This window comes from Rhodopseudomonas sp. RCAM05734 (genome assembly GCF_052658035.1).
In genome coordinates, this window is sequence record NZ_CP199742.1 from 3,278,436 (window position 1) to 3,295,198 (window position 16,763).

Genomic DNA, 16,763 nt, shown 5'->3' on the forward strand with positions numbered 1-16,763 from the left:
GTTCAGGTGATGGTAGAAACTGGCATGATCAAGAATGCGAAGCCAGCGTCGCGCAAGCCGGCCGTGCGAAAGGCGCCCGCCAAGCCCCGCCGCGCGGCGGAGCCTGCCGTCCTGTCACCGAAGGCCTATCACCACGGCGACCTCCGGCGCGTGCTGATCGAGGCGGCGTTGCGGCTGGTCGAGGAGGGGGGCCCCGACGCGGTGAGCGTGCGCGAGGCCGCCCGCCGCTCGGGGGTGTCGCCGGGCGCGCCGTTCCGCCACTTCCCCACCCGCAATGCCTTGATGACGGCCGTCGCCGAGGAGGCGCAGCGGCTGTTCCGCGCAGAACTCGCGGAGGCGATCGCCGATACCCCCACCACCGATCCGCTGGCGCGGTTTCGTGCCCTCGGCCTGGCTTACCTGCGTTGGGCGATCCAAAATCCCGCGCACTTCGAGGTCATCTCCAGCGGCAAGTATTTCACCCACGACCAATCTGCGGAGGTCAGCGCCGACAACGGCGAACTGGTCGGCATGACCGGCCGTCTGCTGGCGGAGGCGGCGGGGCAGGGCCAGCTTCGCGACGCCGATCTGCGGGCGATCGAGATCGCCGGTCGGGCCATGGTGTACGGTTTCGCCCGCATGAATATCGATGGTCATTTTCCGCGCTGGGGCATCGCCGAGGCCGAAGCCGGGGCGATGGCGGAGGCCATTCTCGCGGTGTTCATCGATGGCATCGCCAAGCGGGAGGCGGCGGGCGGGCCCATTCCGCAATAATTATCCGGGGAGTCCCGGGGTGCCCAAGTTCATTGCCTGTTCATGTCTATTCCATTACATTTTTATGACACGTCGCAGTGTCCGGCTGCGCCGTTCGCCTTCTGGCCGCCGCCAGCCGAGGCCGCCTCGCCGGTGGTGTTGCGTCCCGCCATGGCGGCTCCGCTCAATCCAGTGCCCTCCACGACCACAGCCGCCGCCGCCTCTATGGGGGTGTGGCGCCCGCTTGCCGTGGCAGTGCCGCATCTCGGCGCGATGCTGGTCATGTTCCAGACCGAGACCGATCTCGGCTCGCGGCTCGGCTTCGTGCTGGGCTGGGGCATCCTCAACTTCTTCTGGATCGCGCTGCTGCGCCGCCCGGCGCTGTCCGGCGCGCTGTCGCTGACGCTGGTGGTCATCCTGGTGCTGCTGTCGCGGCTGAAGCACGACGTGGTGCAGATGACCGCCAACTTCGTCGACCTGATGGTGATCGACCGCGACACCGCGGCCTTCCTGTTCACCATCTTCCCGAACCTGCGCTGGTCGGCCATCGGGGCGGCGGCACTGACCCTGCCGCTGATGTATGCGCTGTGGTGGCTGGATCCGTTCCGCATCCGCCGGCTGCCGGCGGTGGCGGCGATGCTGACCTGCCTGGCCGCCATGGTCGGCTATGCCTTCGTCTGGCCCGACGAAGCCTGGCGCGGTTATTACGACGATGGCTATCTCTCGAAGTTCGCCCGCTCCGGCGTCACTGCGGTGTCCGACTTCGTCAGTTACGGTTTCATGGAATCCGACGCCGTCGCCACCGACCGGCTGAAAATGCCGCTGGTGGATGCCTGCCATCCCGCGGCGCGGCGGCCGCACATCATCATGATCCATGACGAGTCGTCGTTCGACATTCGCGACGCGGCCGAGGTGAAGACCCCGGCCGGCTACGGCAATCACTTCAAGTCGTTCGACGGCAAGGCGCGCAAGTTCCTTGCCGAGAGCAATGGCGGACCGAGTTGGTACACCGAGTACAACGTGCTGGCCGGCCTGTCGGCGCGGTCGTTCGGCCGCTTCTCCTATTTCGTCACGCGGATCGCATCGGGGCGCGTCGAGCGCGGCCTGCCGCTGGCGCTGCGCCGCTGCGGCTACAACACCACGGCGCTGTATCCGGCGATCGGCGGCTTCATGAGCGCGCGCAATTTCCAGCTCACCACCGGCATGCAGAATTTCTTCGATGCCGACGATCTCGGCGCCAAGGCGGTGGAGCCCGACAGCTTCTTCTACGACAAGGCGGTGCAGAAGCTGGCGCAGCAGGATCCGGCGACGCCGCAATTCATGTTCGTCTATCTCGCCGCCAATCACTTTCCGTGGGAGACGAAGTTTCGGCCGGACCTGACGCCGGGCTGGCGCGCGCCCGGCAACGAGCCGGTGGTGGATGAATATCTGCGCCGCCAGGCCATGAGCGCGGACAATTACGGCGCCTTCATCACGCGGCTGAAGAAGCAGTTTCCGGCGCAGCCGTTCCTGATCGTGCGCTACGGCGACCACCAGCCGGAATTCTCGCCGCATGTGCTGGACCCCAAGCTCGACGAGGCCGGCGTGGGCAAGAAGCTGATGGCCTACGATCCGCGCTACTACGCGACCTACTACGCCATCGACGCCGTGAATTTCGAGCCGGTGAAGAGCCCGACCGCCATGGACACCGTCGACGGTCCCTATCTGCCGCTGGTGATCCAGGAAGCCGCCGGCATCCCGCTCGATCCGTCGTTCGAAGAGCAGAAGAAGATCATGTTGCGCTGTGGCGGCATGTTCTATGCGTGCCGCGACGGCGCCGAGGCGCGGCGCTTCAACCGCTTGCTGATCGACGCCGGGATGATCAAGAATTTGTAGGTCGCCGCTCTTTCTTCCCTTCGCCCCCGCGCGCAGCGAAGCTGCGCGAAGGCGGGAGAGGGTGGCTTGAACACGCGAAGCGGGTTCGAGCCGGGAGAGGGGGCGGGCACTGCGCTCCATCGCAAGCGGCCCTCTCCCGGCCCGGACTTCGTCCGGTCCACCCTCTCCCGCCTGCGCAAAGCTTCGCTTTGCTTGTGGGAGAGGGGACGATGGAGCCGCTCGTACAGAGTTTGAAGCGCGCTACTTCTTTCCCACCTTCTCCCACAGCCACCTTGCCACTGCTTCCGGCGAACTGGCGCCATCACCGCCCGCCGCGCGCAGATTGGCTTCGCGCATGGTGGCGATGTCGATGCGGCCGAGCAGCGGCTGCAGCGCGGCCTTCAATCGTTCATCGCCGGCGCGTTTCGGCGACAGCAGCAGGATCGCGTCATAGGGCGGGATCGCGGCCTTGGGATCGTCGAGCACCACCAGATCGTATTTGGCGATCAGCCCGTCGCTGGTGTAGCCAGCGATGGCGTCGACCTCGCCGGAGGCAACGGCCGCATACATGAAATCGGGCTGCATGGTTCGCTGCGCCCGGAACGCCAAACCGTAGGCCTTCTGCAATCCCGCCCATTCCGGCCGCGAGAAGAATTCATAGTCGCCGGCGATGGTCATGGCCGATGACCGCGCGGCGAGATCGGCGACGGTCCTGATGCCCAGCGTCTCGGCCTTGCTGCGCGGCATCACCAGCGCATAGGCATTGGCGAAGCCGAGTTCGCCGAGCAAAGTGATGTTGCTCTTTGCCAGCGTGGCCTTCAGCTCGGCGAGCAGTTTGTCGCGCGGCAGAATCTCGGTGCGGTGAAACTGGTTGGCCCATAGCGTGCCGGAATAGTCGACGTAGACGTCGATGTCGTTTGAGGCCAGCGCGTCATAGATCACGTTGGAGCCGAGGCCCTGCCGCGTGCCCGAGGAGAGCCCGGCGGCCTGCAGCCGCTGCGCCATCAGCGCGCCCAGCACATATTGCTCGGTGAAGGTCTTGGCGCCGACAATGTAGGTGGATTGGGCGCGGCCCAGTGCAGGCGCCAGTGTGGCGGCCACGAGGGCTGCGATACCGATGGTGCCGAGCGCCGCGCGGACGCGGCTGCGCAGCCTGATGCCGGTCTCGATCAGCGACAGCAGTTGATCGACGGCCAGCGCCAGCAAGGCCGCGGCGAAGCAGCCGAACAGCACGAACACCCAGTTCTGCGTCTGGAGTCCGGCAAAGATGTAGTTGCCGAGGCTGGTCTGGCCGATCGGCGTCGACAAAGTCGCGGTGCCGATCACCCACACCGCGGAGGTGCGGATGCCGGCCATCATCACCGGCAACGCCAGCGGCAGTTCGACCATGAACAGCGATTGGCGCGGCGTCATGCCGACGCCCTCAGCGGCTTCGGTCAGGGCGGGATCGACGCCGTCGAGCCCGGTGATGGTGTTGCGCAGCACCGGCAGCATCGAATACAGCGCCAGCGCCAGTACCGAGGGCAGGAAGCCGAACGCCGAGAAGCCGGCTCCGAACCATTGCAGCGAGAGCGCCGCCAGCGCCAGCAGCAGTGGATAGAATAGCGCCAGCAGCGCCAGCCCCGGCACCGTCTGCACCACACTGGCGACGCCGAGCAGGGCGCCGCGCAAAAATGGCCGGTGGCGCGCGATGATCGCCAGCGGCAGGCTGACGAGGAGGCCGAGCGCCAGCGCGGTGACGCTGACGCGGACGTGGTTGCCGAGATAGTCTGGCAGATGGCCGAGCGCCTCGCTCCAGCGTGGATCGGTGAACAGGCTCATGCGGCGCCCGTTCCGAGCAGCGCCGCCAACCGTTCGGCCTGGCGGCGCGGCGTGCGCATCAGCTCGCCGACGTAAGCGTCGGTGCTGCCGGAGAGATCGGCTGGCGTGCCTTCGGCCAGCAGCTTGCCGCTGCGCATCACCGCGACGCGGTCAGCGAGCAGGATCGCCTCGGTCATGTCATGGGTGATCATGACGGTGGTGAGGCCGAGCTTGTCGTGCAGCGCGCGATAGTCATCGCCCAGCGCGTCGCGGGTCAGCGGATCGAGCGCGCCAAAGGGTTCGTCCATCAGCACGATCCGTGGGCGTGCGGCGAGCGCGCGGGCGACGCCGACGCGCTGACGCTGGCCGCCGGACAGTTCATGCGGGAAGCGGTCGCGATGTTGCGCGCGGTCGAGGCGCATCAGATCGAGCAGTTCGTCGACGCGTGCGGCGATCGCGTCGGCGGGCGTACCCAGCAGTCTTGGCGTGATGCCGATATTGCCGGCGACGCTCATATGCGGAAACAGCCCGCCGCTCTGGAACACGTAGCCGATGCGGCGACGCAGGCTGATCGGATCGACGGATGTGACGTCTTCTCCGGCAACGGTGACGCGGCCGCGGTCGGCGTCGATCAGCCGGTTGGCCAGCCGGAGCAGGGTGGTCTTGCCGGAGCCGGAGCCGCCGACGATCGCCAGGAACTCGCCCTCGGCGACATCCAGCGTGACGTTGTCGACGGCCTTGATGCGCCCGCCGTCGAAGCTTTTTTCCAAGGCGGTGAAGCTGATGAGGGGCGTCATACTCGGCTGTCGTCCCCGCCAAGCGCGCCAACGGCGCGCGCGGGGCGGGGACCCATAACCGCCGTCCGTGAAATTGGATATTGGTCGTACCCACAGCGCAAAATTGTAACTCCGGAGGCTATGGATCCCCGCCTTCGCGGGGACGACCCATAGAGAGGTCGGAACGAACGCTGCCCGGTCGCAAGGCTAACATAGCCCTTTCAACCGACCAACCCGGGCCGCAGCCCGTTGAAATCTCCGCCCTGCGCGGCTAAGCCATCGGACGAAACATAAATCGGGGAACGCACGTGCAGGCACTGGCAGCCGCAACAACACCGGCGGTTGCGCTGGACAATGCCACGGTAGCGTTCGGTCTGGCCGATGCGCGCGTCTATACGGCCGTCGACAAGGCGACGCTGTCCGTTGCCGACGGCGAATTCGTCGCCATCGTCGGGCCCACCGGCTGCGGCAAATCCACACTGCTGAACGTCGCGGCGGGGCTGCTGAAGCCCGCCGGGGGAAGTGTGCGCATCTTCGATCGGCCGCTCAGCGGCCTCAATCCGCAGGCCGGCTACCTGTTCCAGGCCGACGCGCTGTTCCCCTGGAAGACCGCGCTCGACAATGTCGCCATCGGCCTCGAGATTTCCGGCGTGGCGCGCGCGGAGGCGCTGGAACGCGCGCAGGCATGGCTCACCTCGGTCGGGCTCGGTGCCTTCGGCAATCGCTATCCGCACATGATGTCCGGCGGCCAGCGCAAGCGCGTCGGCCTGGCGCAGGTGCTGATCCGCAATCCCAAGATCCTGCTGATGGACGAGCCGTTCGGGCCGCTCGACGCGCAGACCCGGCAGATCATGGGCAACCTGCTGCTGGACCTGTGGAACAGGGATCGCAAGGCGGTGCTGTTCGTCACCCACGATCTGGAAGAAGCGATCGCGCTGGCCGACCGCGTCGTCATCATGTCGGCGGGGCCGGCCTCGCGGATCATCGGGGACTGGCGCGTGGCGCTACCGCGGCCGCGCGACATCTTCGAAGTGCGGCTGCAGCACGACTTTCACGCCCTGCATCGCGAAATCTGGAACGTGCTGAAGGACGAAGTGATGAAGGGCTACGCGCAATCGGCGGGAGCCTTGTCATGAGCCGTTCGATGCTGCTGCTATGCCAGCTTCTCGTCGCTGTGGTGTTCTTCGGCCTGTGGCAATTGCTGACCAGCGTGCCGGTGTTCGGTCGCGTGCTGCTGCCGCCGTTCTTCTTTTCCAACCCGGTGGATGTCTTCAACCAGATCGTCGCCTGGTTCGCCTCCGGCGTGATCTGGAAGCATCTCGGCATCACGCTGCTGGAATCGATGCTGGCGTTCGTGATCGGCTCGACGCTGGGCGTGCTGGTAGGCTTCTGGTTCGCGCGCCAGCCTCGGGTCGCCGCCATCTTCGATCCCTATGTGAAGATGGCCAATGCGCTGCCACGCGTGGTACTGGCGCCGATCTTCGCGCTGTGGCTCGGGCTCGGCATCTGGTCCAAGGTGGCGCTCGGGGTCACGCTGGTGTTCTTCATCGTGTTCTTCAATGTCTATCAGGGCGTCAAGGAAGTCAGCACCACCGTTCTCAACAACGGCCGCATGCTTGGCATGAGCGAGCGGCAGCCGATGAAGCATGTGTTCTGGCCGTCGGCGCTGTCGTGGATGTTCTCGTCACTGCATACGTCGGTCGGATTTGCCGTGGTCGGCGCTGTCGTCGGCGAGTATCTCGGCTCCGCTGCCGGCCTCGGCTACCTGATCCAGCAGGCCGAGGGGGTGTTCGACGTCGCCGGCGTGTTTGCCGGCATGTTCGTGCTGTCGGCTTTCGTCATCCTGATCGATCTCGGGGTGACGGTGGTGGAAAAGCGCCTGCTGGTGTGGAAGCCGGATGCTGCGGAGGGCCGCGGCTAGGGCTGGTCGAGGATCGCGGACACCGGCCGCAAGATGCCGCGCAACAACTCCGGGTCCGGCCGTGCCCTCGCCAGAACGCGTATGCCGAGCAGGGTGCTGAGCAGCAGCCTCGCCAGATCCTCGGCAGTCTGCGACTGGGTGACGGTGCCGTCGGCCTGACCGGCGCGGGCGCAACGCAGGAAGAACTGCTCGATCCGCACCAGCACGCCGGCAATCTCACGCCCCAGCGTCCGGTCGTGCGGCGCGATCTCGATGGCCGAATTGACCAGCATGCAGCCCTTGCGTTTGCGGTCGTCCAGCGATCGGGTGATGATCTCCTCGAAGAACGCGGCGATTGCCTGCCTGGGCGGCAGATGATGCTCAAATCGCGCGACGCGGTCGCCAAAACTCTGCGCGACATAGCGATCGAGCGACTTGCGATACAGCGCGCGCTTGTCGCCGAAGGCGTTGTAGAGGCTGGCGCCCGTCAGTCCCATCGATCCGGCCAGTTCGCGCACCGAGGTGGCCTCGTAGCCACGCGTCCAGAAACACTGGATCGCCGCGTCGAGCACGTCAGCTTCGTCAAACTCCCGTGGTCTCGCCATCCCCAACCTCACCTGCACCGGCATCATATCAGCCACGCCGCAGCGGACGCTTGCATTATATAACAGTCGATCTAAAACGCAATTGCGGGGCATTCGAGGCGCGGAAAAGGGGCCGGTGTTTCCGCTGGAGCGGGTCGCGGCATGAGTATCGACGTCCTACCGGCAGCGCCGCCGGAGCGCCCCGTCGTCTCCGAAAGCCGGCGGCGCTTCGCAGGATTTCTGTGGGCTGCATTGTCGGTGTGCATCTTCTCCGGGTGGTTCGTGGTGACGCGGTTCAGCGTGACCCATGAACTGCGGATCTGGGACATCATGGCGCTGCGGTTCGGAATCGGCGGCGTGCTGCTGCTGCCGTTTCTGGTCGGTCGAAAGGCTGCGTTGCCGCGGGGCGCATGGCGGGAAGGCCTGCTGTTCGCCGTGCTGTGGGGCGCGCCGTTTGTGTTCCTCGTCGGGCTCGGCCTGCAACTGACATCGGCGGCCCAGGCGTCGGCGATATCACCGGCGCTGATGCCGGTGTTTGCCGGATTGCTGGCATGGCCGGCGCTGCGGGAGGCGCCGGGCCGTTGGCGATTGACCGGCTATCTGGTGATCGTGATCGGGCTGGCCGCCTTGGTGATCGGCAATGCCCGCATTCACGGTTGGCCCGATCCCTATGGAATCGCGTTGCTGGTCGGCGCCGGGCTGACCTGGGCGATCTACACCTTGCTGTTTCGCAGCAGCGGTCTGACGTCGCTGCAGGCCGGCGCACTGATCTGCTTCTGGTCGGCGGTGATTTACGTACCGCTCTATCTGTGGTTCGGCCTGTCGCGACTTGGGAGCGCGTCGCTGCCTGAACTGGCGTTCCAACTCATCTATCAGGGCGTGCTGATGAGCGTCGTGGCGACTATTGCCTTCAACAGGGCCGTGACCCTGCTGGGAGCAGCCGCGGCCACCGCGATCATTGCCTTGCTGCCGGTGATCGTCACGACACTGGCGGTCCCGGTGCTCGGCGAAATCCCGTCGTGGTTAGGGGGCATTGCCGTCGTTGTCATCGCGGCCGGCGTGTTCATGGCCGCGCGTCCGGCACCGGCCGACCCGTCATCTTCGCGCAGCGCCATTCAAAGCGAGAACTGACATGATCCGCTTCTATTTCCATACGTCGCCGAACACCGCATAAGCGGATTGCCCGGGCCGCCGCAAAGGCCTCCCGGGCAATTGCTCAATTCAGCATCTTGGTGTCATCCGGCGCCTGCGGCGGCGTCTTGATGGCGATCGACTTGAAGGGGCGGCCGTCGGGCTTGGTGCCGGCATGGGCGGTGCCCTTGGGGATTATCACCAGGTCGCCGGCCTTGACCGTCACTTCCTTGTCGCCGAGCCAGATCGTGCCGGTGCCTTCGAGGATGTACTGGATCTCGTTGGTGTTGGGATGCATGTGCTTGGGCACGTTGCCGTCCTGGATCGAGATAGTGGCGCCGTCCGCAGCCATAAACGTCTTGGAGCGGAAGCCCGTCGGCGAGGCGGGGCCAAGCGCATCGCCTGTCATTTCGGGGACGTGGATGACCTGCGCCGTGATGTTCTCGGCAGCAAAGGCCGGCAGCACCAGTTGATCGACGGCAACGCCGGCTGCAAAGGCCGCGCCGATGGACAAGATGGCAACGATTCGCTTCATGGTGTTTCCCCTCTTTGATGCCTGCGTCGTGTTGCGCGCAGTGCGCGGATGCTATGTCGCCGAACCTTCGCTGGCCAGTGCGCTTTCCAAGGTCGGCGCACTGCTCTATCCTGTCCGCAACAAAATTCTGGAGGATACCATGAAGACCATTTTCGGCCGGCTGGCCGCGCCGCTGCTGGCGATTGCGTTGATGTGCGGTTCCGCGGCGGCGCAGACCAAGGTGACGATCGCCATCGGCGGCGGCGCCTGCCTGTGCTACCTGCCCACCGTGCTGGCCAAGCAGCTTGGCGAATTCGAGAAGGCGGGCCTCGCTGTCGAATTGGTCGATCTCAAGGGCGGCTCGGATGCATTGAAGGCGGTGCTCGGCGGCAGCGCCGACGTGGTGTCCGGCTATTTCGACCATTGCGTCAATCTCGCCGCCAAGAAGCAGGACCTGCAGTCCTTCGTGGTCTATGACCGCTATCCCGGCCTGGTGCTGGTGGTGTCGCCGAAGCACACGACCGAGATCAAGTCGATCCAGGATCTCGCCGGCAAGAAGATCGGCGTCAGCGCGCCGGGCTCGTCGACCGACTTCTTCCTCAAATATCTGATGAAGAAGAACGGCGTCGACTCGTCGGGCGTGGCGGTGATCGGCGTCGGCCTCGGCGCCACCGCGGTGGCGGCCATGGAGCAGGGCCAGATCGATGCCGCGGTGATGCTCGATCCCGCGGTCACCGTGCTGCAGGGGACGCACGCCGACCTGCGGATCCTCAGCGACACGCGCACGCAGAAGGATACGCTGGACGTGTTCGGCGGCGACTATCCCGGCGGCGCGCTGTATAGCACCGCCGCCTGGGTTGCCGGGCACGACAAGGAAGTGCAGGCGCTGACCAATGCTATCGTCAATACGCTGACCTGGATCCATAGCCATTCGGCGGAAGAGATCATGGCCAAGATGCCCGAAGGCATCGTCGGCAAGGACAAGGCGCTGTATCTTGCCGCGTTGAAGAACACGATTCCGATGTATTCGCTGGATGGCAAGATGGATCCGAAGGGCGCGGCCGCCGTGCTCGCCGTTTTCAGCGAGAGTTCGCCGGAGATCGCCAAGGCGAACATCGATGTGAGCAAGACCTGGACCAACAAATATGTCGACCAGGCCGGCAAGACGTCGGGGACCAATGCCAAGTAGACGCCTGCGATGACCGCGCCGGTCATCCACCGGGTCGGGACGCTCGACCTGACCCGCGGCGACTGGTCCTGGCCATTCGCCCATGACCGGCGCGCCGAGATCGATACGCACTTTGCGCTGAAGCAGGCCGAGAAGCCGCAGATGTTCAATGGTCGCGTGTTGCTCGGGCGCAACGCGCGCTTCACTCCGGACTGCTTCAGCGCCGATTGTTTCGAAACCGATTTCGCCAGCTTTCTCGCCTGGCGCGATTGGGGCTTTCCCGATCGCGACGTATTCAACGGTTTCGGCATGGGCGCGGTGCGCAGCCGCGACGGCGCCTTTGTGCTCGGCGAAATGGGCGCGCATACCTCCAATGCCGGCAGGATCTATTTTGCGTCCGGCACGCCGGACCTCAGCGATCTCAAGGGCAAGGTGGTCGATATCGCCGGCAGCGTGGTCCGCGAAGTTGAAGAGGAGATCGGCCTGACCGTGGCCGACTACCGTCAGGGCGACCACTGGGACTGCGTCGTGACGCCGTTTTCGGTGGCGATGATGCGCCTGCTCGACGTGGACATGACCGGCGACGCCTTGCAGGCGCGGCTGCAGGCCGAACTGGCGCGGCAGGAGATGCCCGAACTCTGCGCCATCCATCTGGTACGCGGCGTCGACGATTTCAGATCGACCATGCCGGCCTTCGTCACCGCGTTTCTCGCAGCCCAATGGGCGGCGGCCTGACGCAGGCCATCTGGCGCGGCGCTGCCGCGCGCGGTAGCGTTGCACCCAGCAGCCGGGAGTTCCATCGACCATGAACGACAAGACGTCCAAAGCCTCGTTGAAGGCCTATGTCGATCCATTCCGCATCGACGGAGCGAAGGAGTTTCACCTCAAGGCGCATAAGCCTGGCGAGAAGGGGGATCTCAGCAAGGACGAAGCGCAGAAATTGCTGGCGGCCAACCGCGGCCGGATGCGCGAGTTGCAGGAAAAACTCTACGCGCAGGACCGTTGGTCGCTGCTGCTGATCTTCCAGGGCATGGATGCCGCCGGCAAGGACAGCGCCATCGAGGCGGTGTTCGAAGGGATCAATCCGCAGGGCTGCGAGGTGACCTCCTTCAAGCAGCCGTCGAGCAACGAACTCGACCATGATTTCATGTGGCGACACACCATCGACCTCCCGCAGCGCGGGCGTATCGGCATCTTCAACCGCTCCTATTACGAGGAGTGCCTGGTGGTCCGGGTGCATCCCGAAATCCTGGCGAAGCAGAAGATCCCGCCGTCGCTGGTTACAAAGAACATCTGGCGCGAACGCTTCGAGGACATTTCGGCGTTCGAGCGCTACCTCGCCCGCAACGGCACCGTGGTGCTGAAGTTCTTTCTCAACGTGTCGAAAGAAGAGCAGCGCAAGCGCTTCCTCGATCGTCTCGACGAGCCGTCGAAGAACTGGAAGTTCTCCATGGCCGACGTCGCCGAACGCGCGCTGTGGGACAAGTACCAGGCGGCCTATCAGGACATGATCCGCCATACGTCGAGCCCGGCGGCGCCCTGGATCGTGGTGCCCGCGGACCACAAATGGTTCAGCCGGCTGGTGATCAGTTCGGCCATCGTCGCCGCGTTGGAGAAGCTCGATCTGCACTTTCCAAAGGTCGACAAGGCGTCGCAGGAGGAATTCAAGGTCGTTCGTGCGGCGCTGCAAAACGAGAGCAAGCGTGGCACCAGCGCCCGTTCCGAGATGAAGAAAGCGCTGGCGGACAAGGCGTCGACGAAATTGAAGACCTGAGCGGATTCAGCTCAGTTCCAAAGCTTCGAGCGTCTGCGCAATCTTGCGCTTCGCCGTGTCCGGCAGCGGCAGGATCGGGCGCGGCGGCGGTGCATCGCTGATGCCGATGATATCGGCTGCTGCATACATTGCACGCAGGCTGGAGAATTCCTTGAACAGCTCCCACAGCGGCTGCATGGCGGCATTGAGCCGGCGGGCTTCGGCGGCATCGCCGGCCTGCGCGGCGCGCACGATGGCCAGACACGGCCCGGGAAACAGGCCCGCGGCGACGCTGTACCAGGCGTCGCCGCCCGCGATCAGCGCTTCGGTCGCGTTCCAATCGCCGGCATAGCCGACCGAGAAACCTGACGGCACGGCAGCGCGCAATTGCTTCAGGTTATCGGCGACGAGATCGGGCGTCGGGGCCGTGGCTTTCACCGACACAACGTGGGGAATGCGCGCGATGCGGCCGATCAGTTCCGGCGTGAATCGGAAATGCGTGGTGCCGAAATTGTCGTAGATCACGATCGGCAGGCCGCTCGCGGCGGCGACGGCGGAGAAATGTTCATATACTTCCGTCTCGGTGAGCGGCGTGTAGGACACCGCCGCCAGCAGCCCGGCGGAGGCGCCAGCGGCCTTGGCGTCCTGCGCCAGCGCAATGGCCTCGTCGGTGCGCAGCGCGCCGATGCCGACCAGCACCGGGATAGTGCCGTTGATTTCTTCCAGCGCCGCATCCGTCGCGCGGCGGCGCTCGGCGCGGGACAGGAACGGGTAGGTGCCGGTCGAGCCGAGCAGCCCGATGGAATCGACCTTGGCCGCGACCAGCGGTGCCAGCAGCCGCGCGAGTGCCGAAAGATCGACCTTGCCGCTGGCATCGGCCGGGGTGATCGGGAAGGCCGACAGGCCTTTCAAGAAGCTGGTCATGGATGTCCTCGCGATGTGGCTTACCCTCTCCTGGAGGGGGAGGGTCGGTGTGCGGCATGCGCAGCATGACGCATACCGGGGTGGGGTGACACTGCAGATGTGGGTCTCATTGCCGAACCTCCGCGCCGCCACCCCACCCCGATCAGCACGCGCTCCGCGCCTGCCGATCGACCCTCCCCCTGCAGGGGAGGGTGAAGAAAGGTCAGTCTTCCTGCCCTTCTTTACCCGTTGCGGCCTGCCACATTTTGCGTTTACAACGGCATCAGACGCGCAATCGGCAACGAACTCTCAATGGTTTGGGTCGAGGATGCGGTCTGAAGGTGTGGCAATGCTGATTCGCAGCGAAAATGTTGGAGTTCACGGGACGGTGGCGATTGCCGCTGGTGCCGAAGCGATTCCGGCTGCGCTGCTGTCCACCCTTCTCGGCGGGCTGCTTCTTCTTATCTGCCCCTGAGCGCCGTCTGGGCCTTTTTGGCCTGGGCACTCAGGGGACCGTGAGATCAACCAGCTCCCTTCAGCGCCCTGACAGCGGCGCCCCGACCAAAGGATTTTCTCCATGACCAGCACCACAGTGTCCGACAAGGACCGCGTCATCATTTTCGACACCACCCTGCGCGACGGCGAGCAGTGCCCCGGCGCCACCATGACCTTCGAGGAAAAGCTCGACATCGCTGCGATGCTGGACGACATGGGCGTCGACGTCATCGAGGCCGGCTTCCCGATCGCCTCCGACGGCGACTTCGAGGCGGTCCACGAAATCGCCAAACGCAGCAAGAACTCGGTGATCTGCGGATTGTCGCGCGCCGGCGCCAAGGACATCGACCGCTGCGCCGAGGCGATCAAGCCGGCCAAGCGCGGCCGTATCCATTCCTTCCTGTCCACCTCGCCGGTGCACATGAAGTTCAAGCTGCAGATGGAGCCCGATGCGGTCCACGACCTGGTGATCTCGTCGGTGACGCGCGCGCGCAACCACACCGACGACGTGGAGTGGTCGTCCGAAGACGGCACCCGCACCGAATTCGATTTCCTGTGCCGCTGCGTCGAATCCGCCATCAAGGCCGGCGCCACCACCATCAACATTCCCGACACCGTCGGCTATTCGGTGCCGGAGGAATATTACGACCTGTTCAAGCGGGTGCGCGAGAACGTGCCGAATTCTGACAAGGCGGTGTTCTCGGTGCATTGCCACAACGACCTCGGCATGGCCGTCGCCAACTCCATGGCCGGCATCCGCGGCGGCGCGCGGCAGATCGAATGCACCATCAACGGCATCGGCGAGCGCGCCGGCAACGCCGCGCTGGAAGAAGTCGTGATGGCCATGCGGGTGCGCAATGACAAGCTGCCCTACTGGAACAAGATCGACACCACCATGCTGACACGTGCGTCGAAGGTGGTCTCGGCGGCGACCTCGTTCCCGGTGCAGTACAACAAGGCCATCGTCGGCCGCAACGCCTTCGCCCATGAGAGCGGCATCCATCAGGACGGCATGCTGAAGAACGCCCAGACCTACGAGATCATGCTGCCGGAGACGGTGGGCGTGAAGCAGACCTCGCTGGTGATGGGCAAGCATTCCGGCCGCCATGCCTTCATCCACAAGCTGGAGGAGATGGGCCACAAGCTCGGCGCCAACCAGCTGGAAGACGCCTTCATCCGCTTCAAGGCGCTGGCCGACCGCAAGAAGGACATCTACGACGAGGATCTGGAAGCGCTGGTCGACCAGGAAATGACCGCCGCGCACGACCGCATCAAGCTGGCGTCGCTGACGGTGATCGCCGGCACCCATGGCCCGCAGCGCGCCACGATGAAACTGAACATCGATGGCGTGATCAAGATCGAGGAAGCCGAGGGCAACGGTCCGGTGGACGCGGTGTTCAACTGCATCAAGGCGCTGGTGCCGCACGAGGCCAAGCTGGAGCTGTACCAGGTTCATGCCGTCACCCAGGGCACCGACGCGCAGGCAGAAGTCTCGGTGCGGCTGGCCCACGAGGGCCGCTCGATGACCGCGCGCGCTGCCGATCCCGATACGCTGGTGGCGTCGGCCAAGGCCTATCTTGGTGCGCTGAACAAGATCGTCATGAAGCACCAGCGCGACATGCCGCAGGTCACGGCGGCGGAGTGAGCTGAGGCGACTCTTGCTTGACCTCTCCCCGCTTGCGGGGAGAGGTCAACGCGAAGGCGCGAAGTGCATTCGAGTCGGGTGAGGGGAGTCCGAGAGCCTCTCCGGCTCCCCCTCACCCGAAGCCTCGCTCACGCTCGGCTCCGACCTCTCCCCGCATGCGGGGAGAGGTGAAGTCATACATTTCGGGAAATTTTTGAGAAGATCGAAAACGCGGCGCCCCGGCGCCGCGTTTTGCGTTGCAGCAAGAATTTGCGCGGACCCCTGCGAACGGGCAATGGCATTTGCGGTCGCTTCTCTGTATTGCTGCAACTGGCATACAAGCGTGGGACCGTTCAATGAGTCCCGCTACGTCATTGGGAGAGAAACATGCGCAAGTTGATCCTGGCAGCGGCGTCGGTCGCGGCGCTCGCATTGATTGCACCGGCTGCGGCGCAGGCGCCGATCGTCATCAAGTTCAGCCACGTGGTGGCGCCGAACACGCCGAAGGGCCTGGCGGCGGAAAAATTCAAGGAACTCGCCGAGAAATACACCGACGGCAAGGTCAAGGTCGAGGTCTATCCGAACTCCCAGCTCTACAAGGACAAGGAAGAGCTCGAGGCGCTGCAGCTCGGTGCCGTGCAGATGCTGGCGCCCTCGAATTCCAAGTTCGGCCCGATCGGCATCAAGGAATTCGAGGTGTTCGATCTGCCCTACATCCTTCCGGACCTCGCCACCCTGCGCAAGGTCACCGACGGCCCGCTCGGCGCGCGGCTGCTCAAGCTGCTGGATGCCAAGGGCATGACGGGCCTGGCCTATTGGGACAACGGCTTCAAGCAGATGAGCGCCAACAAGAAGCTGCTGGCGCCGGCCGACTATCGCGGCATGAAGTTCCGCATCCAGTCGTCCAAGGTGCTGGAAGCCCAGTTCCGCGCGCTCGGCGCGATCCCGCAGGTGATGGCGTTCTCGGAAGTGTACCAGGCGCTGCAGACCGGCGTGGTCGATGGCCAGGAAAACACGGCCTCCAACATGTACACCCAGAAGATGCACGAGGTGCAGAAGTACACCATGCTGACCAATCACGGCTACATCGGCTACGTGGTGGTGGTGAACAAGAAGTTCTGGGACGGCATCCCCGCCGATACCCGAGCCCAGCTCGAGAAGGCGATGAAGGAAGCCACCGCCTATGGCAACGGCCAGTCGGCCAAGGAAAACGACGACGCGCTGGCCGAGATGAAGAAGTCCGGCAAGACCGAACTGGTGACGCTGACGCCGGAGCAGGACGCGGCCATGCGCAAGGCCGTGGAGCCGGTCTACAACGACGTCGCCGGCCGCGTCGGCAAGCCGCTGATCGAGGAATTCCTCAAGGAAACCCGCGGCACCACGAACTGAGGGCCGTTCCCCGGATGCTGCGCAGCGCGCTGCTCTTGCAGCGTGGTGCGCTGCAGATCCGGGGTCCCGGTTGTTGCCAAGAAGCCCGGATCCCGGATCTGCGCAGCAGCGTGAAGAACGCTGCAGCGCGTCCGGGAAGA

The 16,763-nt window shown here is 65.0% G+C and carries 16 protein-coding genes; 11 read left to right on the plus strand and 5 right to left on the minus strand.

Going from position 1 to position 16,763, the window contains the following annotated elements; translation table 11 throughout:
- Positions 1–24: 24 nt before the first annotated feature.
- The gene (locus ACUXVA_RS15465) at positions 25–753 is read left to right on the plus strand and encodes a TetR/AcrR family transcriptional regulator (RefSeq protein ID WP_445493118.1); all 729 of its coding nucleotides are present in this window, start codon (positions 25–27) and stop codon (positions 751–753) included.
- A 150-nt stretch (positions 754–903) separates the two neighbouring features.
- A complete protein-coding gene (locus ACUXVA_RS15470) occupies positions 904–2,607 on the plus strand; it encodes a sulfatase-like hydrolase/transferase (protein WP_265083781.1) in 1,704 nt (567 codons plus the stop codon).
- A gap of 240 nt (positions 2,608–2,847) precedes the next feature.
- Here ACUXVA_RS15470 and ACUXVA_RS15475 read toward each other — a convergent pair whose 3' ends face one another.
- A complete protein-coding gene (locus ACUXVA_RS15475; protein ID WP_265079510.1) occupies positions 2,848–4,407 on the minus strand; it encodes an ABC transporter permease/substrate-binding protein in 1,560 nt (519 codons plus the stop codon).
- Positions 4,404–5,183 (minus strand): ATP-binding cassette domain-containing protein, encoded by a 780-nt coding sequence (locus ACUXVA_RS15480; RefSeq protein WP_445493121.1) that lies wholly within the window; start codon positions 5,181–5,183, stop codon positions 4,404–4,406. Before ACUXVA_RS15480 ends, ACUXVA_RS15475 begins: the two co-directional genes overlap by 4 nt.
- Before the next feature lie 296 nt (positions 5,184–5,479).
- Here ACUXVA_RS15480 and ACUXVA_RS15485 point away from each other — a divergent pair, with 296 nt between their 5' ends.
- Both ACUXVA_RS15485 and ACUXVA_RS15490 read left to right on the plus strand, forming a co-directional pair.
- Positions 5,480–6,298: an ABC transporter ATP-binding protein gene (locus ACUXVA_RS15485; protein ID WP_445493302.1), complete on the plus strand. Its 819-nt coding sequence runs from the start codon at positions 5,480–5,482 to the stop codon at positions 6,296–6,298.
- On the plus strand, positions 6,295–7,083 hold the full coding sequence (locus ACUXVA_RS15490; protein ID WP_445493123.1) for an ABC transporter permease: 789 nt from the start codon (positions 6,295–6,297) through the stop codon (positions 7,081–7,083). The genes ACUXVA_RS15485 and ACUXVA_RS15490 overlap by 4 nt, the downstream gene beginning before the upstream one ends.
- On the opposite strand, the gene ACUXVA_RS15495 is transcribed toward ACUXVA_RS15490, so the two are convergent.
- Entirely contained in the window at positions 7,080–7,667 is a 588-nt protein-coding gene (locus ACUXVA_RS15495) for a TetR/AcrR family transcriptional regulator (protein WP_445493125.1), read from the minus strand. The genes ACUXVA_RS15490 and ACUXVA_RS15495 overlap by 4 nt on opposite strands.
- 141 nt (positions 7,668–7,808) lie before the next feature.
- Here ACUXVA_RS15495 and ACUXVA_RS15500 point away from each other — a divergent pair, with 141 nt between their 5' ends.
- Positions 7,809–8,777 (plus strand): DMT family transporter, encoded by a 969-nt coding sequence (locus ACUXVA_RS15500; protein WP_445493127.1) that lies wholly within the window; start codon positions 7,809–7,811, stop codon positions 8,775–8,777.
- Between the two features lie 85 nt (positions 8,778–8,862).
- On the opposite strand, the gene ACUXVA_RS15505 is transcribed toward ACUXVA_RS15500, so the two are convergent.
- Positions 8,863–9,312 (minus strand): cupin domain-containing protein, encoded by a 450-nt coding sequence (locus ACUXVA_RS15505; RefSeq protein WP_265079505.1) that lies wholly within the window; start codon positions 9,310–9,312, stop codon positions 8,863–8,865.
- A gap of 139 nt (positions 9,313–9,451) precedes the next feature.
- Between ACUXVA_RS15505 and ACUXVA_RS15510 the strand changes: the two genes are divergently transcribed.
- The 3 genes from ACUXVA_RS15510 (at position 9,452) to ACUXVA_RS15520 (ending at position 12,233) form a co-directional block, all read left to right on the plus strand.
- Positions 9,452–10,480 (plus strand): ABC transporter substrate-binding protein, encoded by a 1,029-nt coding sequence (locus tag ACUXVA_RS15510; protein ID WP_265083780.1) that lies wholly within the window; start codon positions 9,452–9,454, stop codon positions 10,478–10,480.
- Positions 10,481–10,489: 9 nt separating this feature from the next.
- Positions 10,490–11,194: an NUDIX hydrolase gene (locus tag ACUXVA_RS15515; RefSeq protein ID WP_265079504.1), complete on the plus strand. Its 705-nt coding sequence runs from the start codon at positions 10,490–10,492 to the stop codon at positions 11,192–11,194.
- Positions 11,195–11,264: 70 nt separating this feature from the next.
- Complete coding sequence (locus tag ACUXVA_RS15520; RefSeq protein WP_265079503.1) at positions 11,265–12,233, plus strand: polyphosphate kinase 2 family protein; 969 nt, start codon at positions 11,265–11,267, stop codon at positions 12,231–12,233.
- 6 nt (positions 12,234–12,239) lie between these two features.
- On the opposite strand, the gene ACUXVA_RS15525 is transcribed toward ACUXVA_RS15520, so the two are convergent.
- Positions 12,240–13,136, minus strand: coding sequence for a dihydrodipicolinate synthase family protein (locus tag ACUXVA_RS15525; RefSeq protein WP_265079502.1), 897 nt, complete (start codon positions 13,134–13,136; stop codon positions 12,240–12,242).
- Positions 13,137–13,464: 328 nt separating this feature from the next.
- Here ACUXVA_RS15525 and ACUXVA_RS15530 point away from each other — a divergent pair, with 328 nt between their 5' ends.
- The 3 genes from ACUXVA_RS15530 to ACUXVA_RS15540 all read left to right on the plus strand — a co-directional run bounded on the left by ACUXVA_RS15530 (position 13,465) and on the right by ACUXVA_RS15540 (position 16,623).
- Positions 13,465–13,590, plus strand: a complete 126-nt coding sequence (locus ACUXVA_RS15530; RefSeq protein ID WP_265079501.1) for a hypothetical protein — start codon at positions 13,465–13,467, stop codon at positions 13,588–13,590.
- Positions 13,591–13,692: 102 nt separating this feature from the next.
- Positions 13,693–15,255 carry a 2-isopropylmalate synthase gene (locus tag ACUXVA_RS15535; RefSeq protein ID WP_265079500.1) on the plus strand — a complete coding sequence of 521 codons (1,563 nt, stop codon included), beginning with the start codon at positions 13,693–13,695 and terminating at the stop codon, positions 15,253–15,255.
- Between the two features lie 366 nt (positions 15,256–15,621).
- A complete protein-coding gene (locus tag ACUXVA_RS15540) occupies positions 15,622–16,623 on the plus strand; it encodes a TRAP transporter substrate-binding protein (protein ID WP_265079499.1) in 1,002 nt (333 codons plus the stop codon).
- Positions 16,624–16,763: the final 140 nt, after the last annotated feature.

What these genes read in the sequence shown, in the direction of transcription:
- ACUXVA_RS15510 (WP_265083780.1), top strand. Translation starts at nt 9,452, where the DNA reads ATGAAGACCATTTTCGGCCGGCTGGCCGCGCCGCTGCTGGCGATTGCG.
- ACUXVA_RS15475 (WP_265079510.1), bottom strand. Translation starts at nt 4,407, where the DNA reads ATGAGCCTGTTCACCGATCCACGCTGGAGCGAGGCGCTCGGCCATCTG.
- ACUXVA_RS15505 (WP_265079505.1), bottom strand. Translation starts at nt 9,312, where the DNA reads ATGAAGCGAATCGTTGCCATCTTGTCCATCGGCGCGGCCTTTGCAGCC.
- ACUXVA_RS15490 (WP_445493123.1), top strand. Translation starts at nt 6,295, where the DNA reads ATGAGCCGTTCGATGCTGCTGCTATGCCAGCTTCTCGTCGCTGTGGTG.
- ACUXVA_RS15465 (WP_445493118.1), top strand. Translation starts at nt 25, where the DNA reads ATGATCAAGAATGCGAAGCCAGCGTCGCGCAAGCCGGCCGTGCGAAAG.
- ACUXVA_RS15525 (WP_265079502.1), bottom strand. Translation starts at nt 13,136, where the DNA reads ATGACCAGCTTCTTGAAAGGCCTGTCGGCCTTCCCGATCACCCCGGCC.
- ACUXVA_RS15535 (WP_265079500.1), top strand. Translation starts at nt 13,693, where the DNA reads ATGACCAGCACCACAGTGTCCGACAAGGACCGCGTCATCATTTTCGAC.
- ACUXVA_RS15520 (WP_265079503.1), top strand. Translation starts at nt 11,265, where the DNA reads ATGAACGACAAGACGTCCAAAGCCTCGTTGAAGGCCTATGTCGATCCA.
- ACUXVA_RS15480 (WP_445493121.1), bottom strand. Translation starts at nt 5,183, where the DNA reads ATGACGCCCCTCATCAGCTTCACCGCCTTGGAAAAAAGCTTCGACGGC.
- ACUXVA_RS15495 (WP_445493125.1), bottom strand. Translation starts at nt 7,667, where the DNA reads ATGGCGAGACCACGGGAGTTTGACGAAGCTGACGTGCTCGACGCGGCG.
- ACUXVA_RS15500 (WP_445493127.1), top strand. Translation starts at nt 7,809, where the DNA reads ATGAGTATCGACGTCCTACCGGCAGCGCCGCCGGAGCGCCCCGTCGTC.
- ACUXVA_RS15530 (WP_265079501.1), top strand. Translation starts at nt 13,465, where the DNA reads ATGCTGATTCGCAGCGAAAATGTTGGAGTTCACGGGACGGTGGCGATT.
- ACUXVA_RS15540 (WP_265079499.1), top strand. Translation starts at nt 15,622, where the DNA reads ATGCGCAAGTTGATCCTGGCAGCGGCGTCGGTCGCGGCGCTCGCATTG.
- ACUXVA_RS15470 (WP_265083781.1), top strand. Translation starts at nt 904, where the DNA reads ATGGCGGCTCCGCTCAATCCAGTGCCCTCCACGACCACAGCCGCCGCC.
- ACUXVA_RS15515 (WP_265079504.1), top strand. Translation starts at nt 10,490, where the DNA reads ATGACCGCGCCGGTCATCCACCGGGTCGGGACGCTCGACCTGACCCGC.